We start from the raw sequence: 17,889 nt of genomic DNA, 5'->3' as shown, positions 1-17,889 counted from the left end.
CGGTGGTCGGCGCCGTCGTCCCGGTCGTGCACGAGGACGACTACTACCTGTGGGAACAGACTGGTCGGCCACCGGCGAACCTGCGTCCACCTGGTGTCATGCCACCGGGCACGCGGCGGCGGCCGCACCAGGTGGCAGGCAGCTGTCGAGCTCGGGGATCGCCAGCAGGACGGGCGTGTCGAACGGCTGGGGCGGGCGCAGCACCAGGTCCACTTCGTTGGTCGCCCCCGGTCGTACCGAGATCGGCGCGCTCGAACCGAAGAAGACCGGACTGCGGTCCTGCGGGTGGGTGGTGAAGTCGTCGGCCTCAACCGCGGCCGCGCACACGTACCACTCACCGGGCGGCACCGACTTCAGCAGGTAGTGGCTCGACTGGTCGACGACATCGTGGGACGCCGGGACGCCCTGGATGATCGGACTGCCGAAGACCCCGGTGTAGACCCGGATGTTCCGGCCACCCGTCGGCGGCATGTGCAGTTCACCCAGCACGGTGCCGCACTGCGCCGGGTCGTGCGGCGGGTACAGCGAGGGGAGCGTGCTGATCCCGGTCCGGGCGAGGTGCCGGTACCGGCCGGGTGCCATGCCGACGCACTTGGCGAACCTGGTGGCGAAGGTGCCTAGGCTGTTGTACCCCACGCGGTAGGAGATGTCGGTGATGCTCATCGACGTGCCCAGCAGCAGTTGCTTGGCGCGGTGGAACCGGACGGCGGCGAGGAACCGTCCAGGGGAGGTCCCGGTGGCGGTGCGGAACACCCGCGTGAAGTGGAACTTGCTGAGCAGGGCCGCACGGGCCAGGTCGTTCAACGTCAACGGTTCGTCGTAGCGCTGCCGCATCAGGTTGATCGCTTCTTCGACGTGTCTGTGCATGCAGGTTCCTCCCGTTGGTGACCGTGGGAAAGCAATTCGCCGTGGACTGGTCCCGCAGCGAAATCAGTGCTTGATGTGTCACGCGACGCCGAATTCGGAATCGCATCCAGGAGTTGGTTGACGGATTCTGCGATCGCAGGACCGGAAGGTTGCCCGTTGGGAACAACGTGGTTGCTCGGCCGGGAAACCTCTGCCCCGTTCCGGCCTGAACAAGACGGTAGTCGGCCGATCAGGACTGGGCATCGATCTGATTGCTCTCACCGGGCAACGCCGGAGAAGTGGTCTAGTCCCACTGTCGTGTAAATGGAGATTTCCATGCCGGCATGCGCGCGCCAACCACTTGCAATTGCGGTGTCCGGGCAATGCGGAACAGCGCAGTGGCACTTGCGGCGGAGTGGGACCGGAGCCGGGTGGCTAGGCGATGCGTCGGGCACGCCGTTCTTCGCGCACGACGTCGGAAGGCGTGGTCCGCTGAGCTGGGCGCGGGGGTGTTCACTGCCTGGCCGCGACATCAGCCGGGATGGCATTGGGGAACGGCTGCGGTGGTGATTCGGGCGGAGGGAGCGCAGGGCTGTCCTGCTCGGGCCGGGCCCGCGGGACTGCTGCGCCGGCTGAGCTGGCGGCAGCGGCCCTGCCAGCGACTCCGGGAACGCCAGCGGTGGTGAGGAATCCGACGTCAGCGGTAGGACGCCGTGATCGACGTGAGGCGACTCGTCGCGGCGGTGAGCGCGGCCCAGGCCGCGATCTCGACCAAACCCCGGTCACCGACGCCGGTGCTGGTCAGCGCGCTGATGTCGGACGGGCTGACCTGGTGGGACGCGAAGGCGGTGAGCAGCGCGAAGCGTCCGGCGGCGCGGTCGGCTGACGGGAGACCGGCGGTCGCCTCGTCGAGCCACTCGCGGCTGAGCCCTGGTGGCGTGCCGTCCCAGTCGGCCAACCTGGACGCCACCAGTCGCCGCACGGATCCGGGCACCGACCGCTCGCCGGCGAGGTCGACGACTGCGGTCGCCCGTGCGAACGCGTCGGCGATGTGCGGAGCGCTGTCGGCCCACGTGAGGTCCGGAGCCGGTTCTACCGCGGGCAGCAGCTCGAGTGACGCGCCTGGCTCGCGGTGGCGCCCAGCCGGGCGGCGCATGAGCGCGCTGAGCAGGCGCAGCATCGTGCCGCGCAGCCTGTCCGGCACGTGCGGCGGGAGCGGGGAGTCGTCCAGGAAGATGTTGACCACCCGGTTGAAGTACTCGAACGCGACCGCGACGCCGATGAGCTCAGGGGCCTGATCCGGCGGCAGCGGCCGCTCGCGTGGTGGGAGCCCAGTCCTGATCCATTCGGCGATCGCCCGCAGACCTGGGTCGGGGAGGTCCTCGAACCGGCGTTCCGAGATGGCCAGCGCGGTCGGGCCGCGGAGCAGGCCGTGCAGCGTCGCGCCGTGCACCGCGACGCAGTACGGACAGGCGTTGTTCACCGAAACGGTGCTGGCCACAACTTCTTTCGCCGAACGCGGGGACCGCCAGGACGCGATCATGGTCTCGCGGAGGACGACCCAGCTCGCGGCCATCACCGCGGGTGCGGGGGAGTGCAGCACGACGGGCGGGGCCAGCATCCCGAACTCGCGTTCCACCTGTCGGTAGACCGCCCTGGTGAGCCCTTGGGCCGCGCTGAACCGGACCGGTGCGACGTACCGGATCTGCTCGAGCGACCTGCGCAACGCCTTGCCGAGAACCACCGGACCCACCGTCGTACTCCTTCTGAGCTCGGCCGCGCTCGTCCTGGCGCGGGCGGTCGACCTGCGCGCCGACCAGGAGACCCACCGCCTGCGGTTGTCGCGTCACACCTGGTCCGCACGCGTGGACATGACTTCGGCGGCGATCCGCTGCCGCCACACCTCGAACGCGGGCACGTCACCGGAACCCGCCGACGAGGCCGGGCGGGAACGCTGGCAGATCTGGTTGGCCTGGCCCGGCGTGAGTCCGCAGATGATCCGGGTCGCCGTCACGGTGTGCTCGGTCTCCAGCCCCGCGGTCACGCGTGCTGCTGCTGCGAACGCGCTGCCCTGGGCGAGCTGAGGTTGGCAGTCGCCGGAACGCTCGACGAGGGAACGCAGTTCCGCCTCGTCGACGCCACCCGCATAGGTGGCGGCCAGGCCCACGCCGGCGAACAGGTAGGGGTGGCGATCGGCGTCGAAGCGACCGATCATGTTGGTGACGAGGGTGACGTCGGTCCCGCCGACGAACCACAGGGCCCGTCCGATGCCCAGGTCGATGGCTCGCGACGCGTACCGCTGCGGATCGCTGGCCGGCCAGCCGAAGTCGCGCTCCTGGCGCTGCCGGTGCACGTACTCGTCGGTGTGGAAGTAGGCTTGGTGGAAGCCGTAACCGTCGTGCACGAGCCACCGCAGCAGCGGGTCGGTCGTCCCGCTGGTCGCTGCTGACCAGCAGAACTTCGGCAGCCTGGCCAGCGCCCAGCCCACCCCGATGTAGGTCATGTAGGTGTGCTTGGCCGCCGGGCCGGCGAGGAAGTCGGCGACGTGGTGCCGGTGCCCGAAAGGCAGTCCGTCGCGGAGCGCGCAGGCCATGCCCGCACCCTCGTAGGCGAAGCCCCGGAACCGGCTTTCCACCGTCTCGAGGTTCTGCACCGCCTCGACCGAGGAGGCCGCTTCGGCGGCGAATGCGAACCCGGTGAGGAACGAGCCGCCCGCGGCCTCCAGTGATTCCTGGGACTGCCGGGACTTCACCGGGAAGCCCCGGACCGCGAGCTGCGTCTCGGACATGCTCGGCGTGAGGATCCGCCGCCGGACCTTGCCCAGGATGGTTGCCACTGATCCCTCCTCAGTGCGCGGGTGTCGGCGCCGCGATCGACCGGGCGCGTGCTGTCCAACGTGCCCTTGCCCTGGGGGCTGCGTCCACTCGGAGCGTGCGGCTTCGGTTGCCGCCGGCCCCGGACGTCGGGCCCGTCGCGGGTTGAGCAGCGCAAGTCCGAAGATGACTCCGCAACGCGGGAAGTGGAAGTGTTCGTCACCAGGGCACCGGTGGCGCTGCCTGTTCTCCGACGACGAGAGGAATCGGGAAAGTGGCCGTCGACGACGTGCATCACAAGACTGCCGGGGCCAAGGAGTGGGCTGGGTTGGGCGTGCTCACCCTGGCCGTGCTCATGATCACCTTCGACATGTTCGTGCTGCTGCTGGCGTTGCCCGGTCTTTCCGCCGACCTGCGGCCCAGCACGGTCGAGCAGCTGTGGATCCTCGACATCTACGGGTTCATGGTTGGCGGGTTCCTGGTCACGATGGGAATGCTGGGTGACCGGATCGGCAGGCGGAAGCTGCTGCTGACAGGCGCGGCGTGCTTCGGCGTTGCTTCGCTGGCGTCCGCGTTCGCCACCAGCCCGGAGATGCTCATCGCGCTACGCGCGCTACTGGGCGTCGCCGGTGCGACCCTGGCACCGTCCACGCTTTCGCTGATCACGGAGATGTTCCGTGATGCTCGGCAGCGCGGTGTCGCCGTCGGCATCTGGGCCGCCGGGTTCACGCTCGGCGCGATGCTCGGCCCGGTGGTGGGCGGTGTGATGCTCGCGCACTTCTGGTGGGGCTCGGTCTTCCTGCTCGGCGTGCCGGTGATGCTCCTGCTGCTCGTGCTCTGCCCGCTCCTGGTGCCCGAGGTCAAGAACGCCTCGGCTGGCCTGCCCGATCTGGGCAGCGTGGCGCTGTCGCTGGGGGCGATGCTGGCGGTCACCTATGCGCTCAAGCAGGTCGCCCGGCACGGTTGGGATCTGGTGCCCGTCGCTGTCGGCATCGCCGGGATCGTGCTCGGGGTGCTGTTCGTCCGCAGGCAGGGGCGGCTGTCAGCGCCGGTGCTGGATCCGACGCTGTTCCGCAGCCGTTCGTTCAGCGTCATGCTCACCGGGTTGCTGCTTTTCGGCATCGTCGGTGCGGCGAGCATGGTGTTCATCACCCAGTTCCTGCAGTCCGTGTCCGGCATGACGCCGTTGCAGGCGGCGTTCTGCATGGTGCCCGGCACGGTGGTAGCCGCGTTGAGCAGCACCGTTTCGCCACTGTTGGCACAGCGCTTCCGGCCTGCCTACCTGATCGGCTGGGGTGTGCTCGGAGTTGCCGTGGCTTACGCGATGTTCACGCAGCTGGACCCGCACTCCAGTCCCGTCGTGCTGATCGTCGGCTTCGGCCTCATCGGCCTGTTCGAGGGGCCGTTGCTGTCCCTGGGCATCAACCTGGTGGTCGGCGCGGTGCCCGTGGAGAAGGCGGGCTCGTCGTCCTCGCTGGCGCAGATCGCCAACGAGGCGGGGGCTTCGCTCGGCGTGGCGATCATGGGCAGCATCGGCGCCGCGGTCTACGTCGGCAACCTCTCCGCGGCGATGCCGCCGGGAGTGCCCGCCGCCAGCGCTGCCCTCGCCCAGGAAAGCTTGGCCAGCGCGGTGGACGTGGCTCCCGACCTGCCGGAACCGCAGGCCGGTGAGCTGCTGGCGGTGGCACGGGAGGCCTTCACCGACGGCATGAACGTCTTCGCGGCGATCAGCGTCGGGATTCTCGTTGTGGTCGCGGTCCTGGTGATGAGCCTCCTCCGGCACGTGCCGCCGACCGGCCAGGAAGAGGCGGCAGCGACCGCCTCGGACGAGGTATCGGCGGGCTGAGCGGCCCGGCACGTCGGAGAGCTTCCGCACCTGAGGGCCCGCACGCGGACGGGGCACGCCCGTCGGCGGGTCCCTCGCTCGGGTTCCCGCCACCACGACGACGGTGTCGGGTCCCGGCTCCATCAACCGCGCGAAGGCGCAGTTCCGGTCCGCGAACAGAAAAGGTGGGACAGGCCATGAAGGACAGCGGTGCGGCGGTGGCGCACATCTTCAACTCGGCCGTGGCGGCGGCGGCCATCGGCGCCGCCTGGGAGGCCGGCATCCTCGACGTCCTGAACCAGAACAGGGTGCTCAACCTGGCGGACTTCGCCGAGGAGCACGGGCTGCACCTGCGGTCCACGGCCGCGGTGGTCCGGGCGCTGGCGGCCGTGGGCGTCGTTGAGACCGACGGAGGCGGTGAGGTCGTGCCCGCCGAGCACTTCGCCGAGGTCTACCGGACGCGTTCGTTCTTCCACTGGATGACCCGGGGGAGCGGCGAGCTGTTCCGGCGGATGCCCGAACTGCTGCCGGAGCGCGCCCGGCACGGCGACTACTACCAACGCGACTCGGCGGCGATCGCCTTCGCGTGCCGGGAGATCAGCGCGTTCAGCTACGACCCGTGGTTCTGGAAGGCGATCGACCGGATCGAGCGGGAACCCGCGGTCGTGGCCGACCTGGGGTGCGGCAGCGGCGAGCGGCTCATCCAGCTGCTCACCCGACTGCCGCACGCCGAAGCCCTGGGCATCGACGTCGCCGAGCCGGCGCTGGCGGAGGCGGCTGTCGCGACCGCGGAGGCCGGGATGGCGGATCGGACCACCCTGGTGGTCGAGGACGTGCTGACGATGGCGCCGCGACCCGAGTTCGACAGGGTCGAGCTGCTCACCTGCTTCATGATGGGGCACGACTTCTGGCCGCGGACCCAGTGCGTGCGGACGTTGCGGCGGCTGCGTGAGCTCTTCCCCCGGGCAGAGCGGTTCCTGCTCGGTGACGCCACCAGGACGGTGGGGGTCGCCGACCGGGACCTGCCGACCTTCACCCTCGGTTTCGAGGTCGCGCACGAGCTGATGGGAATCCAGCTGCCCACGGTCGAGGAGTGGGAGTCGGTGTTCGAGGAGGGGGGCTGGGTGGTGGTGGGGAAGCACTGGATCGACGTGGCCGTCGGGGAAGTGATCTTCGAGCTCGAGCCGCGGTGATCCACCGAGCAAGTGCGGCCCGGCCCCAGCGGGGCCGGGCCGCACTTGCTCGGTGGATCAGCAGGAACCCTTGTCCCCGGTGAGGTTGCCGATCGCGCTGCCGGGCTCGGCGGCGGCGTTGGCCAGGACCTGTTCGGTCGTCATCGCCATGAAATGCACGATGGTCTCGTGGTTGGTGGAGGCGACCGCGCTCTCGCACCCGGGCTTGTAGTAGAGCTCCAGTTCGGTGGGGCGCGCCCGCACGTCCGGTCGCTCCTCGGCGCGCAGCTTGGACAGGATCTCCGGGATGTCGTAGTCGAGCTGGATGGTGCGCCGGTAGTACGGCTCGTCTCGGACGGTCACGAAGTCCAGCCCGGTGGTGTCCGGCTGGTCAGCACCTGGCGGCGCCGCTATCGGTTGCGTCAGCAGGTCGTACCGGAGCATCTCGTCCAGCACCGGCGCCACTTCCTCGGGGACGTCCGGGCGGATCTGCTCGTTCCACCACCGGGTCAGCATCCGCTTGGCGTCCGGTTCGCGGAACAGGTAGCTGATGGCGGCACCGACCTCCCCGGTGCCCACGACCACGCTCTCCAGCGTCGCGCGCAGCGGTTCGGCTGCCGGGTCGTCGGTGTGCCGGACCCAGTCGTCCAGGCTCCGCAGGACCGTGGTCTGGCGGAGACCGGCGAGCTCGCGCAGCCCGACCCACACCGACCGGAGCACCGCCATCTCGGCGATCACTCTGGCCCAGAACAGGAACCGTTGCATCTCCTGGTTCTGCTCGAACGAGACGTTCCGGTTCTTCAGCACGTACTCGAAGTCGTCGTGGTCGCCGCGCACCGAGATGATGCCGTGGACGTCGCGGCGGTCACCGTAGTCGGTGTTCGGCAGCAGCAGCATCGGGTAGCAGGCGATGCGGGACACCCGCCGGGCGAGCTTGTCGTAGCCGGCCATGAACGACTCGACGGTTTCCCCCGGCGCACCCCAGATCAACTCCGCGTAGCAGTCCAGTCCCTCGCGGTCCAACCACTCGGCGAGGTCTTCCCACTCGTTGACCTTCATGTTCTTGCGGTTCATCAGGTCGAGGGTGTTGCTGTCCAACGTCTGCAGGGCCAGGGTGAAGGAACTGCGCATCCCGGCTTCCTTCATGAGCTTGACGATGGCGTAGAACGTCTTGGACTTGTTCTTGGCCCAGGACGTTTCCAGCGCCCGCGGGAAGCCGTACTGGTCGCGCACCTCGATGAGGTCCTCGACGAACTTCAGGTCACCGGGCAACAACCCGAAGTTGGCGTCGCACACGACGATCGTGTGCACCCGGAGTTTGGCGAAGTACTCCAGTTCGGCCCGCAGGCGCTCCCTGGAGAAGGCCCGGACCTTCTGGCCGACGGCGCCGCCCCAGTAGCAGAACGCGCACTTGTACGGGCAACCGCGGTTGGTCTCCATCAGCGCCACGTCGTAGCGGAACTGGCCCTTGTCGTCGGTCATCTCGATGGCGTTGGTGAGGAACGGTGACGGGATCTCGTCCAGGTTGGCGATCCGCTCCCGGTCGTCGGTGGTGCGCAGGGCGCCACCCGCTTCCCGGTAGGAGATGCCGTTGATGGCCGCGAGGGCGTCGTCGTCGATCCCGTTGAGGTAGGCGTGCAGCAGGTCGCGGAAGATGAGCTCACCCTCCCCGTTCACCACCACGTCGACCTCGGGGAACATGGCGAAGGTGCGGTCGGCCTGGTTGGCGACGTGGGTGCCGCCGAAGATGACCCAGCCGTTCGGGTTGAGCTGCTTGAAGGTCGCGGCCAGCGCGCCGAAGGCGCGGTAACTCCAACCGAACACGGAGAAGGCCAGCACGTCCGGCACGCGCTCGCTGAAGAGCTGGTACGCCATGGACGACAGGGTGACCCCACCGCGGAAGTTGCGGATGTTGACGTCGAACCTCCTGGCGAGCTCCTCGTCTGCGAGGACTGTCGCCTTGAGATACCCCGACGCCAGCGGCATCGACTCGAGCGGCATGTCCCATATTCCTTGTTGGACGATATCGACCGTTAGCTTGCCGCTGGCGGCCATGGTCCCTCTTTTCATCGACATGGATGACGGGTGCTTCGGCGAGTGATCACGCCTGGGCAAGCATCACACCGCTGTTCCGGGGGAGTCATCTTTCTGGTTGCGTCTCGTACAGTTCTTGTACCGGCCGGTACGCCTCCTGTTGCGGGAGAGGCGTTCTCCGACCCGTCGACCACGCTTGACGGCGGTGGTCCCGGAAGCGGGGGCCGCGGTGAGGTCCGCACCGGAGGAGATGCCGGTCCTGGGCTCAGCTGTGAGGGTTGAGGGGCACGTCGCGGACGCCGCACGACTAAGGGGACGATGCCCGATGGGATCTCGGCCGTTCACCGGTGACGAGTACGTGGAAAGCCTTCGGGACGGTCGATCGGTCTACCTGTACGGCGATCGGGTCAAGGATGTGACTGCGCACCCGGCCTTCCACAACGCGGTCCGGATGACCGCGCGGTTGTACGACGCGCTGCACGACCCCGAGTTGAGCCCGGATCTCACCACGGCGACCGACTCCGGCGACGGGTACACCCACCGGTTCTTCACCACGCCCCACGACGCAGAGGACCTCGTCGCCGCCCAGCAGGCGATCACCGGCTGGGCCCGAATCTCCTATGGCTGGTTGGGGCGCAGCCCGGACTACAAGGCGTCGTTCCTGGGCACCCTGGGGGCCAACGCCGAGTTCTACGAGCCGTTCGCGGACAACGCCCGGCGGTGGTACCGGGAAGCGCAGGAGAAGGTGCTGTACTGGAACCACGCCATAGTGCACCCGCCGGTCGATCGCACGCTGCCCCCCGACCAGGCCGCCGACGTCTTCATCCACGTGGAGCAGGAGACCGATGCCGGCGTCGTGGTCAGCGGCGCGAAGGTCGTCGCCACCGGGTCGGCGCTGACCCACCACAACTTCATCGCGCACTACGGGTTGCCGGTCAACGATGCGAAGTTCGCGCTGGTGGCAACGGTGCCTATGGACGCACCGGGGATGAAGCTGATCTGCCGCACCTCCTACGCGGCCACCGCCGCGATGGCGGGCGGCCCGTTCGACTACCCGCTGTCCTCCAGGCTGGACGAGAACGACACCGTCCTGGTCCTGGACAAGGTGTTGATCCCGTGGGAGAACGTCTTCATCTACGGTGACGTCGGCAAGGTGCAGATGTTCAGCGGGCAGTCCGGGTTCGTCGAGCGGTTCACCTTCCACGGCTGCACGCGGCTCGTCGTGAAGTTGGAGTTCATCGCCGGATTGCTGGCAAGGGCGCTGGAACTGACCGGAGCGCAGGACTTCCGCGGCGTGCAGTCCCGGCTCGGCGAGGTCCTGGCCTGGCGGGACCTGTTCCAGGCGTTGTCGGATGCCGCCGCGCGCACCCCCGTGCCGTGGCGCGGCGGGGCGGTGCTGCCGAATCCGCAGTACGGCATGGCTTACCGGTGGTTCATGCAGATGGCGTACCCGCGGGTGCGCGAGATCGTGCTGCAGGACGTCGCCAGCGGGTTGATCGCGGTGAACTCCGGGGCTGCCGACTTCAAGAACCCGGAAGTGCGGGCCCACCTGGAGAAGTACCTGCGGGGGGCGGATGGCAGCGACGCCGTGGAGCGCGCGAAGGTGATGAAGCTGCTGTGGGACGCGGTGGGCACCGAGTTCGGCGGTCGGCACGAGTTGTACGAGCGGAACTACGCCGGGAACCACGAGAACACCAGGATCGAATTGCTGAAGACCCAGCAGGCCGGCGGGCGGGTGGACGACTACAAGGCGTTCGTCGAACGTTGTCTCGGTGAGTACGACCTGGACGGCTGGACCGTGCCCGACCTGTCGTCGTTCCGCAATGCGGGGGAACGCGGTTCGCAGTTCCTGGACGAATAGCACCACCGTTGTGCGGTGCCATCCGGGTGGTAGTGCGCCGGGTGCCCAACTTGACACACGCGGTAATCTGTCGCGGAAGTCGGTTCGCATCAAAACGGTTCCGGCGGTGCGAGCGCGCCACACGACGACAAGGACTGGCTGAATGCCGCAGTACGCGATTCTGATCTACGAGAAGGAAGTCCCGGTCGAGGAGATCCCCGCCGACGTCATGGAGGCCAACCTGGCCGCGCCGGCCAAGATCGAGGCGATGGGCGCCCGGGTGGTCGACGAGAAGGCGCTCCAGCCTGCCAGCACCGCCACCACGATCCACAAGGGCGGAGTGGTCACCGACGGACCCTTCCTGGAGACCAAGGAAGCGTTCGCCGGGATCTTCGTGGTCGAGTGCCGAGACCTCGACCAGGCGATCGACATCGCCAAGCTGCTCCCCATCATGGAGGGGGGCGTGGAGGTCCGGCCACTACTCGAGATGTGATCACCGTCCGCGCCGGGTCGTCCTCCATGCACAACGTCGATGTTCAGCAAGCCGTTGCGGACGCGCACCGGCGCGAGTGGGCCAAGGTGCTCGCCGTGACGGTGCGCGTCGCGCGTGACCTGGACCTGGCCGAGGAGTGCGTGCAGGACGCCTACGTGGCCGCCTTGCGGACATGGGCCGTCGACGGTGTCCCCGCGAACCCGGGCGCTTGGTTGGTCACCACGGCGCGCCGGAACGTGCTCGACGTCCGGCGCCGGGACCAGGTGTTCCGGTCGAAGATGCCGATGCTGGTAGTTGACGACGTGGCGGAGGTCGACCTCGCCTCGGCCAGCGCTGTCGGTGACGACTACCTGAGCCTGATCTTCCTCTGCTGCCACCCAGCGCTGCGCCCGGAGAGCCAGATCGCTCTCACGCTGCGCCTCGTCTGCGGCCTGGAGACACCGGACATCGCACAGGTGTTCCTGGTCTCCGAAACGACGATGCGCGCGCGCATCGGACGGGCGAAGAAGAAGATCGCGGCCGCCCACATCCCCTTCCGGGTCCCTGCTGGCAATGACCTGTCGGACCGCTTGGACGCGGTGCTGACGGTGATCCACCTGTTGTTCACCACGGGGCACCGGGCGCCTTCCGGGCACGAGTTGACGCGTGCTGATCTCGCCGAACGCGCCGTCGACCTCGCTCGTTCGCTGCACTCGTTGATGCCGGACGAGCGCGAGGTCTGCGGTTTGCTGGCGCTGCTGCTGGTCAACCACGCCCGCCGCGCCACCCGTACCGACGAAGCGGGTCGGTTGCTGCTGCTGGAGGACCAGGACCGGTCCCAGTGGGATCAGGAGGCGATCGACGAAGGCCACCACCTCGTGCTGCGCGCGCTGAGGGGCGGCCGTCCCGGCAGGTTCGCGGTGCAGGCCGCCATCGCCGCGTTGCACGCCACAGCGCCGTCGTACCACGACACCGACTGGAGCCAGGTACTGGTGCTCTACGACGAGTTGTTGAAGGTGTGGCCCTCACCGGTCGTCGCGCTCAACCGGACCGTCGCCGTGGCGATGGTCGACGGTCCGGCTGCGGCGCTGGGTGAGGTCGAGGAACTGGAGCGCAACAAGCAGTTGGCCGACTACCACTACTTGTCCGCTGTCAAGGCCGACCTGTTCCGCCGCCTCGGACGGAGCGCGGACGCCGCTGCGGCGTACCGGCGGGCCTTGGAACTGGCTGACAACGAGGCCGAGCGCATGTTCCTCGCCGATCGCCTGGCGGAATCCACGAGTCGGTAGCGCGGTTGCTCAGCAGCGTCCCGGTGCGGAGGCCCAGGGCCAGCCGAAGTCGAGCCGGTAGGCGACGATCTCAGCCCGCTCGTCCTCGTTCTGCGGCCAACCGCTGGCCGCGTACACGGTGTCCCCGTTGATGGCCACCGGCGAGTTGGTGGTCCCTGGCAGCTCCTGCTGCCACACAGGTTCACCTGTTCGAGTGTTGTGGGCGTGCACTGTGCCGTCGAACGTGGTGGTGAACACCAGGTCGTTGGTGACCGACGTCCCGCCGTACGGGGACGAGTCGAGCGGGTGGGACCACTTGATCCGCCCGCTGGCGAGGTCCAGCGCCACCAGCTCGCCGGTCCCCGAGGTCAGCGGCGGCATCGACGGCGTCTCCTGGTCCTCCCACGTCATGCCCATGTTGTTGACGGCGACGTAGACGGTGTTCCGGTCGACCGCGCCGGGCGTGGGAACCCCACCGAGCGCGCCGGGGTAGAGCTCGAGGGGAAAGCTGGGGAGCTTGTCGTACTGACCCGCCATGGCGAGCAGGTTGTCGTCGTCGTGGCCGTTGTGCTTGCCGACCGGCGTCTTCCACAGCTGTCGACCGGTCTCGCGGTCGAGCGAGTAGACGTAACCCGTCTTGCCGGAGGTGATCACCACCGGCCTGCCGCGGACGGTGGTCAGGATCGGCGAGTTCTGCAGGTCCCAGTCGTAGATGCCGTGTGGCGCGACCTGGTGGTACCAGACCACTCGCCCGGTCTCAGCGTCCAGCTTCACCACCGAGTTGGTGTAGAGGTTGGGGCCCGGGCGGCTCGAACCCCACGGGAACTCGTCGGTGCCGACGAACGGGTTGGGGTTGGCCACCGTGACGTAGAGGTCGCCGTGCTCGTCGAACGTGGGCGGGTACCACAGGCCGCCGCCGGAGTTGATGTCCGGTCGCCCCCACAGGTCGGTCGGCACCGTGTTCCACTTCCACTTGGTCGCGCCGGAACGCGCGTCGATCGCCCACAGGACGCCGACCGCGCCCTCGGCGTTGCCGCCGTTGAGGAAGCTGGGCACCGTGGAGATGTAGACGGTCCCGTCGTGCACGCCGGGCGCCATGTCGATGGCCTCGCTGGCGTTGCGCGTGAGCTTGTGCCGCCACAGCTCCCGACCGGTTCTGGCGTCGAGGCCGAACGCCTCGGTCAAGGTGGCGCCCATGACCAACCCGTCGGCGACCGCGACGCCGTTGGGGCCGTTGGTGTGCGAGTCGTACTCCTTCAGCCACAGCAGGCGGCCGGTGCGCTCCTCGATCGCGTAGACGTTGGAGTCGAGGTCCTGGGTGTAGACGACTCCGTCGACGACCACGGGTGTCGCGGCGTAGGCGCCTGGCCACTGGTCGGTCGGCGCCTGGATCGGGACCGACCAGGCGGGACGCAGGTGGGGCGCGGTCCACGAGCTGATCGGGCCCCGGACCGCGCGGGTCCCGGCCTGATCCGCGTTGGGCTGCTCCCACGAACCCCAGTGGCACCAGCTGGCCGCGGCGTTCCCGGGGACTTCGGCCGTGCCGGCCGCGGTGAGCGTGGCTGCGGTCAGCGCCGCCACGACGAGCGCGGTCACCCCGCGCGAACTGCGGTTAACGGTCCTCATCGTCGCCTTCCCAGTTGTCCCAGCGCCACAGGCACCCGGACCCGGGCTGGGCGCGGACGCCGTTGTCGGTCATCTCGAAATCTCCGAAGTCGAGCACGTACAGGGCGCCGTCGGCAGGACCGACGGCGACGTCGATCGGGCGGTGCGCCTTCGGACCGCCAGGCAGGGGCCGGGTCGACCAGTCCGCGGGGTCCACGAGCAGGAGGCTCCGGCCGACCTGCGGATGACCGGGCGGTGCGGTCATCGGTGTCTCGTCACCGAACAGCGCGACCACGAGCCGTCCGGTGGGCGTCACGGCGAACTTCGTCGCGGCGACGTGCGGGTCGAACTCGACCAGCGCGGCCTCCGGCTCGGGCAGGGTTTCGTGTTGTGCCAGCACGAACTCCGGTTGCGGGCCGCGCACCGGGCGGAACCGGGGGGCGGTCACCGGAACACCCGCGACGAAGTCCGGCCACCCGTACCAGCGGCCCTGGTGCACCTCGAACAGCAGGTCCGGTGCGTTGCCGATGGGCCGGCTGCCCCGGTCATCAGCTCCCTGGTCCAGGGCCAGGAGCCGGCCGTCTGGCAGGAAGCCGAGCCCGAAGGCGTTGCGCAGGCCCCAGGCGACCAGCTCCAGGTTCCCGCCGTCCAGGTCGCAGCGCAGGACCGCGGCCGTGCACGGCACCGCCGCGGGGACCCGCTGCCCTGCCTGGGTCCTGGTGCCGAAGGGGACGAACGCACCGGTGGTGGTCGTGGCCCCCGGGTCGTTGTCGAAGGGGTCTGCGGTGGTCATGTCCACGCCGGCCAGCGTGATGTCGAGACCGGGAGTGTCGTGGGCGTGCGGGAGGCGTTTCAGCCAGCCGATCTCGTAGGCGTCGAGCCCGATGACCCCGAGGTTGGACATGGCGCCCTGGCTGAAGTAGAGCTTGTCGTCGGCGCCGACGACAGCCATGTTCGTGTGGTAGTTGCCCGGACCGGGCATGCCCTCGACGACCGGCGTCCGTCCGCCGTCGGGGTCGATCCGCGTGATGCGTCCGGCGCCGCCTTCGGAGGCGTAGAGGCTGCCCTGGTGCAGGCACAGGCCGGTGACCGGTGCGGCCAACCCCTCTGCGACGATCGTCGAAGTCGTGCCGTCGCCGCTTTCGTCCAGTCGGCGGATGCGGCCGCCTGGCCGCGCACCGCCGAACGGCAGCCCGGATTCCGCGACGTACGCCGTGCCGTTTCCGTCGAATGCCAGGCTGGTGGGGAAGTCCAAGCCGTTCAACACGATGACTGGTTCTGTCACGCACACCTCCCAGAACTGTTCTGCGGCCAACCGTAGTCGTGCCGGAAGCGGGTGATCTTCTCGTTCCATGCGAACCTCACGGTCGTCGCTTCACGAATGTGGTCCGCACGGTGGGAGAAGTCGGCCAGCGCAGTGCCGAGTACGATCCAGCCGAGTTGGTGGGATTGTTCCGGGCGTTCAAGAACACCATTGGGTTCCGGCGCTTTTATCCGTTCCTGCCGTGTTGTCGCGGCGGTGATCAGCTGGGTGGCGTGGAAAACGCGACGCTGGATAGAGTTCGTCGAGGACGGCCCCGATTCCCGAAGAGCCCGGTTGTTTGGTGGCGAGGAGCATATTTCATGGTTGACAACGCGGTTGCGCCAGAAGAGCGGTTCGGACCGGAATTCCTGCAGGACCCGCACTCCGTGTACTCGCGGTTGCGGAAGGAGTGCCCCGTCCAGCGGGTGGTGCTGCCCGCCGGACTGCAGGCGTGGGTGGTGACCCGGTACGACGACGTCCGTTCGGCGCTGGCCAACCCCGGACTGCGCAAGGACTTTCGTCGTTACCCGGACCTGTTCGCCCGGAACACGATGCGCAACCGGCCGGGGTTCGTGCACCCCGCGCTCGTCGCGCACATGCTCAACACCGATCCGCCGGACCACGCCAGGCTGCGCAAGTTGGTGACCAAGGCGTTCACGCTGCGCCGGATCCAGGAGATGCGGCCGCGAATCGAGCAGATCGCCACCGAGCTGCTGGACGCGATGGACGGTCAGCGCGAGGTGGACCTGGTGGAGTCGTTCGCGTTCCCGCTCCCGATCACCGTGATCTGCGAAATGATCGGGATGCCCGCTCGCGACTTGGACGACTTCCGCGACTGGTGCGTCACGTTGATCTCCGGTGGGGAACCGGAGGAGGTGCAGCGTGCTGCCGACGACACCAAGGAGTACCTGCTCGATCTGATCGCGAAGAAGCGCGAGGAGCCGGTCGCCGACCTGTTCGGCGCGCTGGTGCACGCGCGCGACGACGGCGACCAGCTGACCGAGACCGAGCTGGTGTCCATGGTGTTCCTGCTGCTGGTCGCCGGCCACGAGACCACGGTCAGCCTGATCGCTTCCGGGGTGCTGGCGCTGCTCAAGGACCAGGAGCTGTTCGCGGCGCTGCGCGCAGACCGGTCGCTGATCCCCGGCGCGATCGAGGAGTTCCTCAGGTACGACGGTCCGCTGAACATGGCGACCTTCCGATACACCAACGAGCCCACCGAGATCGGGGGTGTGGTGATCCCGGCCGACGAGTTCGTCATGCTGGCGCTGACGTCGGCCAACAGGGACGAGGACCAGTTCCCCGACCCCGACCAGGTGGACATCACCCGGGACACCTCCGGTCACCTCGCGTTCGGGCACGGCATCCACTACTGCCTGGGCGCCCCGCTGGCCCGGTTGGAGGTCGAGATCGCGTTCAACCGGTTGTTCGACCGGTTCGACCACATCCAGCTGGCTGCCGCCGCGGCAGACCTGCGGTGGCGCGAGGGTGTGGTGATCCGCAGCCTGGACGCCCTGCCGGTCCAGCTCCGCTGACCTGGCACGCACCGACGACCCGGTCGACTCGTCGGCCGGGTCGCCTTCGCGTGCGGTCGTCGGGCAGGGTGGGGCGCCAACAGTTCGGCGCGGTGCGGGTTCGAGTCCGCACCGCGCCGGAGACCGCGGTTACCGTCGTGTGGTGGGGGCGAACTGCCCGGGTTCGCGGCCTGGCCCGGCGGGCCCGCGGTAGGCCTGGGCGAGCCGCAGCCACTGCTCGGCGTGCTCACCGGTGGCGACGAGTGAGAGGTCCGCGTGGTGCCGACGTCGGGCGGCCAGCAGGCACAGGTCCAGCGCAGGCCCTTCGATCCGCTGCGCGGCGTCCTCCGGGCCGAACGTCCACAGCGCACCTGACGGCCCGGTCACCTCGAACCGGAAGTCGTCGGCTGGCGGGGTCATACCGCGCGCCAGGTAGCCGAAGGGGCGCGTGTGCACGACGAACCCGACGAGGTGCGCGATCCGGTCGGTGCGCTTGATCGGCTTGCCGAGCGCGTCTGCGATGTCCTGGCCGTGCGCGAACAACTCCATCATCCCGCCGCTGGCCAGCACCGCCGGTGGCAGGGGGTTCACCAGCCACTGGACCACCTCCCCCGGCGGTACCGCGGCGAGCGCGTCGGAGGCCGTGGTCATCTCCTCGTGCCAGCGGTGGAGCAGCTCGCTCGGCGGCAGCTCGAGGTACGGGCGCATGACCGCTTCGACTTCCTTGTCGAATTCGGGGTGCGCGTGCTCCATGATCTCGGCGAAGGCCGCCGGATCGGACGCGGCCAGCCCGGCGCGCTGGAAGGTCGCGGCGAGGTGCGCGACCTGGTGGGCGATCGTCCAGCCAGGGGCGGGAGTCGGTGTCGCCCACTCGCTCGGATCGAGGTCCGAGAGCAGTTCCTGGACCTCCATCGCGTCGGCCTTCGTCGCCGAGATCACGGCCATTGGCTCGATCATCAGCCTGTCCTCTCGCTGAGGTCTGGGGTGGGATCGAATTCAGCTTGCGGTAGCAGGAGCGTGCCCCGCTTCTTCCGCGGTGCGCCGAAAGCGGTCGGCGCGGGGCACTGGTGGTGGGCGTGCGGCTGCGCTGCGGTCCTGCTGTGCGGGCCGTGTTCGAGCCGGTCGTGGTCTGCTCGGCGGAGACGGACCTTCGGGGCAGGCCGCCGCGAGGTGTGGTCGCGACGGCACCGCGCGTCT

General features: G+C 68.9%; 13 protein-coding genes. 6 read left to right on the top strand and 7 right to left on the bottom strand.

The features are described from left to right. Window positions 1-96: 96 nt before the first annotated feature. The 3 genes from ABT324_RS27970 to ABT324_RS27960 all read right to left on the bottom strand — a co-directional run bounded on the left by ABT324_RS27970 (window position 97) and on the right by ABT324_RS27960 (window position 3,682). Complete coding sequence (locus ABT324_RS27970) at window positions 97-867, bottom strand: helix-turn-helix domain-containing protein (protein WP_351183503.1); 771 nt, start codon at window positions 865-867, stop codon at window positions 97-99. Between the two features lie 676 nt (window positions 868-1,543). Further along, window positions 1,544-2,599, bottom strand: coding sequence for a carboxymuconolactone decarboxylase family protein (locus tag ABT324_RS27965; protein ID WP_351183501.1), 1,056 nt, complete (start codon window positions 2,597-2,599; stop codon window positions 1,544-1,546). A gap of 93 nt (window positions 2,600-2,692) precedes the next feature. Continuing rightward, window positions 2,693-3,682 carry a DUF1702 family protein gene (locus ABT324_RS27960; RefSeq protein ID WP_351183499.1) on the bottom strand — a complete coding sequence of 330 codons (990 nt, stop codon included), beginning with the start codon at window positions 3,680-3,682 and terminating at the stop codon, window positions 2,693-2,695. Window positions 3,683-3,933: 251 nt separating this feature from the next. On the opposite strand from ABT324_RS27960, the gene ABT324_RS27955 reads away from it, so the two are divergent. Continuing rightward, a complete protein-coding gene (locus ABT324_RS27955; RefSeq protein ID WP_351183497.1) occupies window positions 3,934-5,505 on the top strand; it encodes an MFS transporter in 1,572 nt (523 codons plus the stop codon). Between the two features lie 176 nt (window positions 5,506-5,681). Beyond that, window positions 5,682-6,677, top strand: coding sequence for a methyltransferase domain-containing protein (locus ABT324_RS27950; RefSeq protein ID WP_351183495.1), 996 nt, complete (start codon window positions 5,682-5,684; stop codon window positions 6,675-6,677). A 57-nt stretch (window positions 6,678-6,734) separates the two neighbouring features. Here the strand turns inward: ABT324_RS27950 and ABT324_RS27945 are convergent, their stop codons facing one another. Continuing rightward, the gene (locus ABT324_RS27945; RefSeq protein WP_351183493.1) at window positions 6,735-8,711 is read right to left on the bottom strand and encodes a KedN5 family methylcobalamin-dependent radical SAM C-methyltransferase; all 1,977 of its coding nucleotides are present in this window, start codon (window positions 8,709-8,711) and stop codon (window positions 6,735-6,737) included. Window positions 8,712-9,015: 304 nt separating this feature from the next. Between ABT324_RS27945 and ABT324_RS27940 the strand changes: the two genes are divergently transcribed. The 3 genes from ABT324_RS27940 (at window position 9,016) to ABT324_RS27930 (ending at window position 12,291) form a co-directional block, all read left to right on the top strand. After that, window positions 9,016-10,551: a 4-hydroxyphenylacetate 3-hydroxylase family protein gene (locus ABT324_RS27940; RefSeq protein WP_351183491.1), complete on the top strand. Its 1,536-nt coding sequence runs from the start codon at window positions 9,016-9,018 to the stop codon at window positions 10,549-10,551. Between the two features lie 142 nt (window positions 10,552-10,693). After that, the gene (locus tag ABT324_RS27935) at window positions 10,694-11,023 is read left to right on the top strand and encodes a YciI family protein (RefSeq protein ID WP_351183489.1); all 330 of its coding nucleotides are present in this window, start codon (window positions 10,694-10,696) and stop codon (window positions 11,021-11,023) included. Continuing rightward, complete coding sequence (locus tag ABT324_RS27930; RefSeq protein ID WP_351183487.1) at window positions 11,020-12,291, top strand: RNA polymerase sigma factor; 1,272 nt, start codon at window positions 11,020-11,022, stop codon at window positions 12,289-12,291. The genes ABT324_RS27935 and ABT324_RS27930 overlap by 4 nt, the downstream gene beginning before the upstream one ends. Window positions 12,292-12,300: 9 nt before the next feature. Here the strand turns inward: ABT324_RS27930 and ABT324_RS27925 are convergent, their stop codons facing one another. Together ABT324_RS27925 and ABT324_RS27920 are read right to left on the bottom strand one after the other, a co-directional pair. After that, window positions 12,301-13,896: an outer membrane protein assembly factor BamB family protein gene (locus tag ABT324_RS27925; protein ID WP_351183485.1), complete on the bottom strand. Its 1,596-nt coding sequence runs from the start codon at window positions 13,894-13,896 to the stop codon at window positions 12,301-12,303. After that, window positions 13,883-15,160: a PQQ-dependent sugar dehydrogenase gene (locus tag ABT324_RS27920; protein ID WP_351183483.1), complete on the bottom strand. Its 1,278-nt coding sequence runs from the start codon at window positions 15,158-15,160 to the stop codon at window positions 13,883-13,885. Before ABT324_RS27920 ends, ABT324_RS27925 begins: the two co-directional genes overlap by 14 nt. 338 nt (window positions 15,161-15,498) lie before the next feature. On the opposite strand from ABT324_RS27920, the gene ABT324_RS27915 reads away from it, so the two are divergent. Continuing rightward, window positions 15,499-16,713, top strand: coding sequence for a cytochrome P450 family protein (locus tag ABT324_RS27915; RefSeq protein ID WP_351183481.1), 1,215 nt, complete (start codon window positions 15,499-15,501; stop codon window positions 16,711-16,713). Between the two features lie 129 nt (window positions 16,714-16,842). On the opposite strand, the gene ABT324_RS27910 is transcribed toward ABT324_RS27915, so the two are convergent. Next, complete coding sequence (locus ABT324_RS27910; RefSeq protein ID WP_351183479.1) at window positions 16,843-17,649, bottom strand: TIGR03084 family metal-binding protein; 807 nt, start codon at window positions 17,647-17,649, stop codon at window positions 16,843-16,845. Window positions 17,650-17,889 lie beyond the last annotated feature (240 nt).

The sequence above is a fragment of the Saccharopolyspora sp. NPDC000359 genome (genome assembly GCF_040300525.1).
In the GTDB taxonomy this organism is placed as follows: domain Bacteria; phylum Actinomycetota; class Actinomycetes; order Mycobacteriales; family Pseudonocardiaceae; genus Saccharopolyspora.
The sequence above is the reverse complement of the archived record's forward strand: the minus strand, read 5'-3'. Positions and strand labels throughout refer to the sequence as shown.

Excerpts from the sequence above, each read along its gene's own strand:
- ABT324_RS27940 (WP_351183491.1), top strand. The coding sequence starts at position 9,016 with ATGGGATCTCGGCCGTTCACCGGTGACGAGTACGTGGAAAGCCTTCGG.
- ABT324_RS27910 (WP_351183479.1), bottom strand. The coding sequence starts at position 17,649 with ATGATCGAGCCAATGGCCGTGATCTCGGCGACGAAGGCCGACGCGATG.
- ABT324_RS27915 (WP_351183481.1), top strand. The coding sequence starts at position 15,499 with ATGGTTGACAACGCGGTTGCGCCAGAAGAGCGGTTCGGACCGGAATTC.
- ABT324_RS27935 (WP_351183489.1), top strand. The coding sequence starts at position 10,694 with ATGCCGCAGTACGCGATTCTGATCTACGAGAAGGAAGTCCCGGTCGAG.
- ABT324_RS27970 (WP_351183503.1), bottom strand. The coding sequence starts at position 867 with ATGCACAGACACGTCGAAGAAGCGATCAACCTGATGCGGCAGCGCTAC.
- ABT324_RS27945 (WP_351183493.1), bottom strand. The coding sequence starts at position 8,711 with ATGGCCGCCAGCGGCAAGCTAACGGTCGATATCGTCCAACAAGGAATA.
- ABT324_RS27950 (WP_351183495.1), top strand. The coding sequence starts at position 5,682 with ATGAAGGACAGCGGTGCGGCGGTGGCGCACATCTTCAACTCGGCCGTG.
- ABT324_RS27925 (WP_351183485.1), bottom strand. The coding sequence starts at position 13,896 with ATGAGGACCGTTAACCGCAGTTCGCGCGGGGTGACCGCGCTCGTCGTG.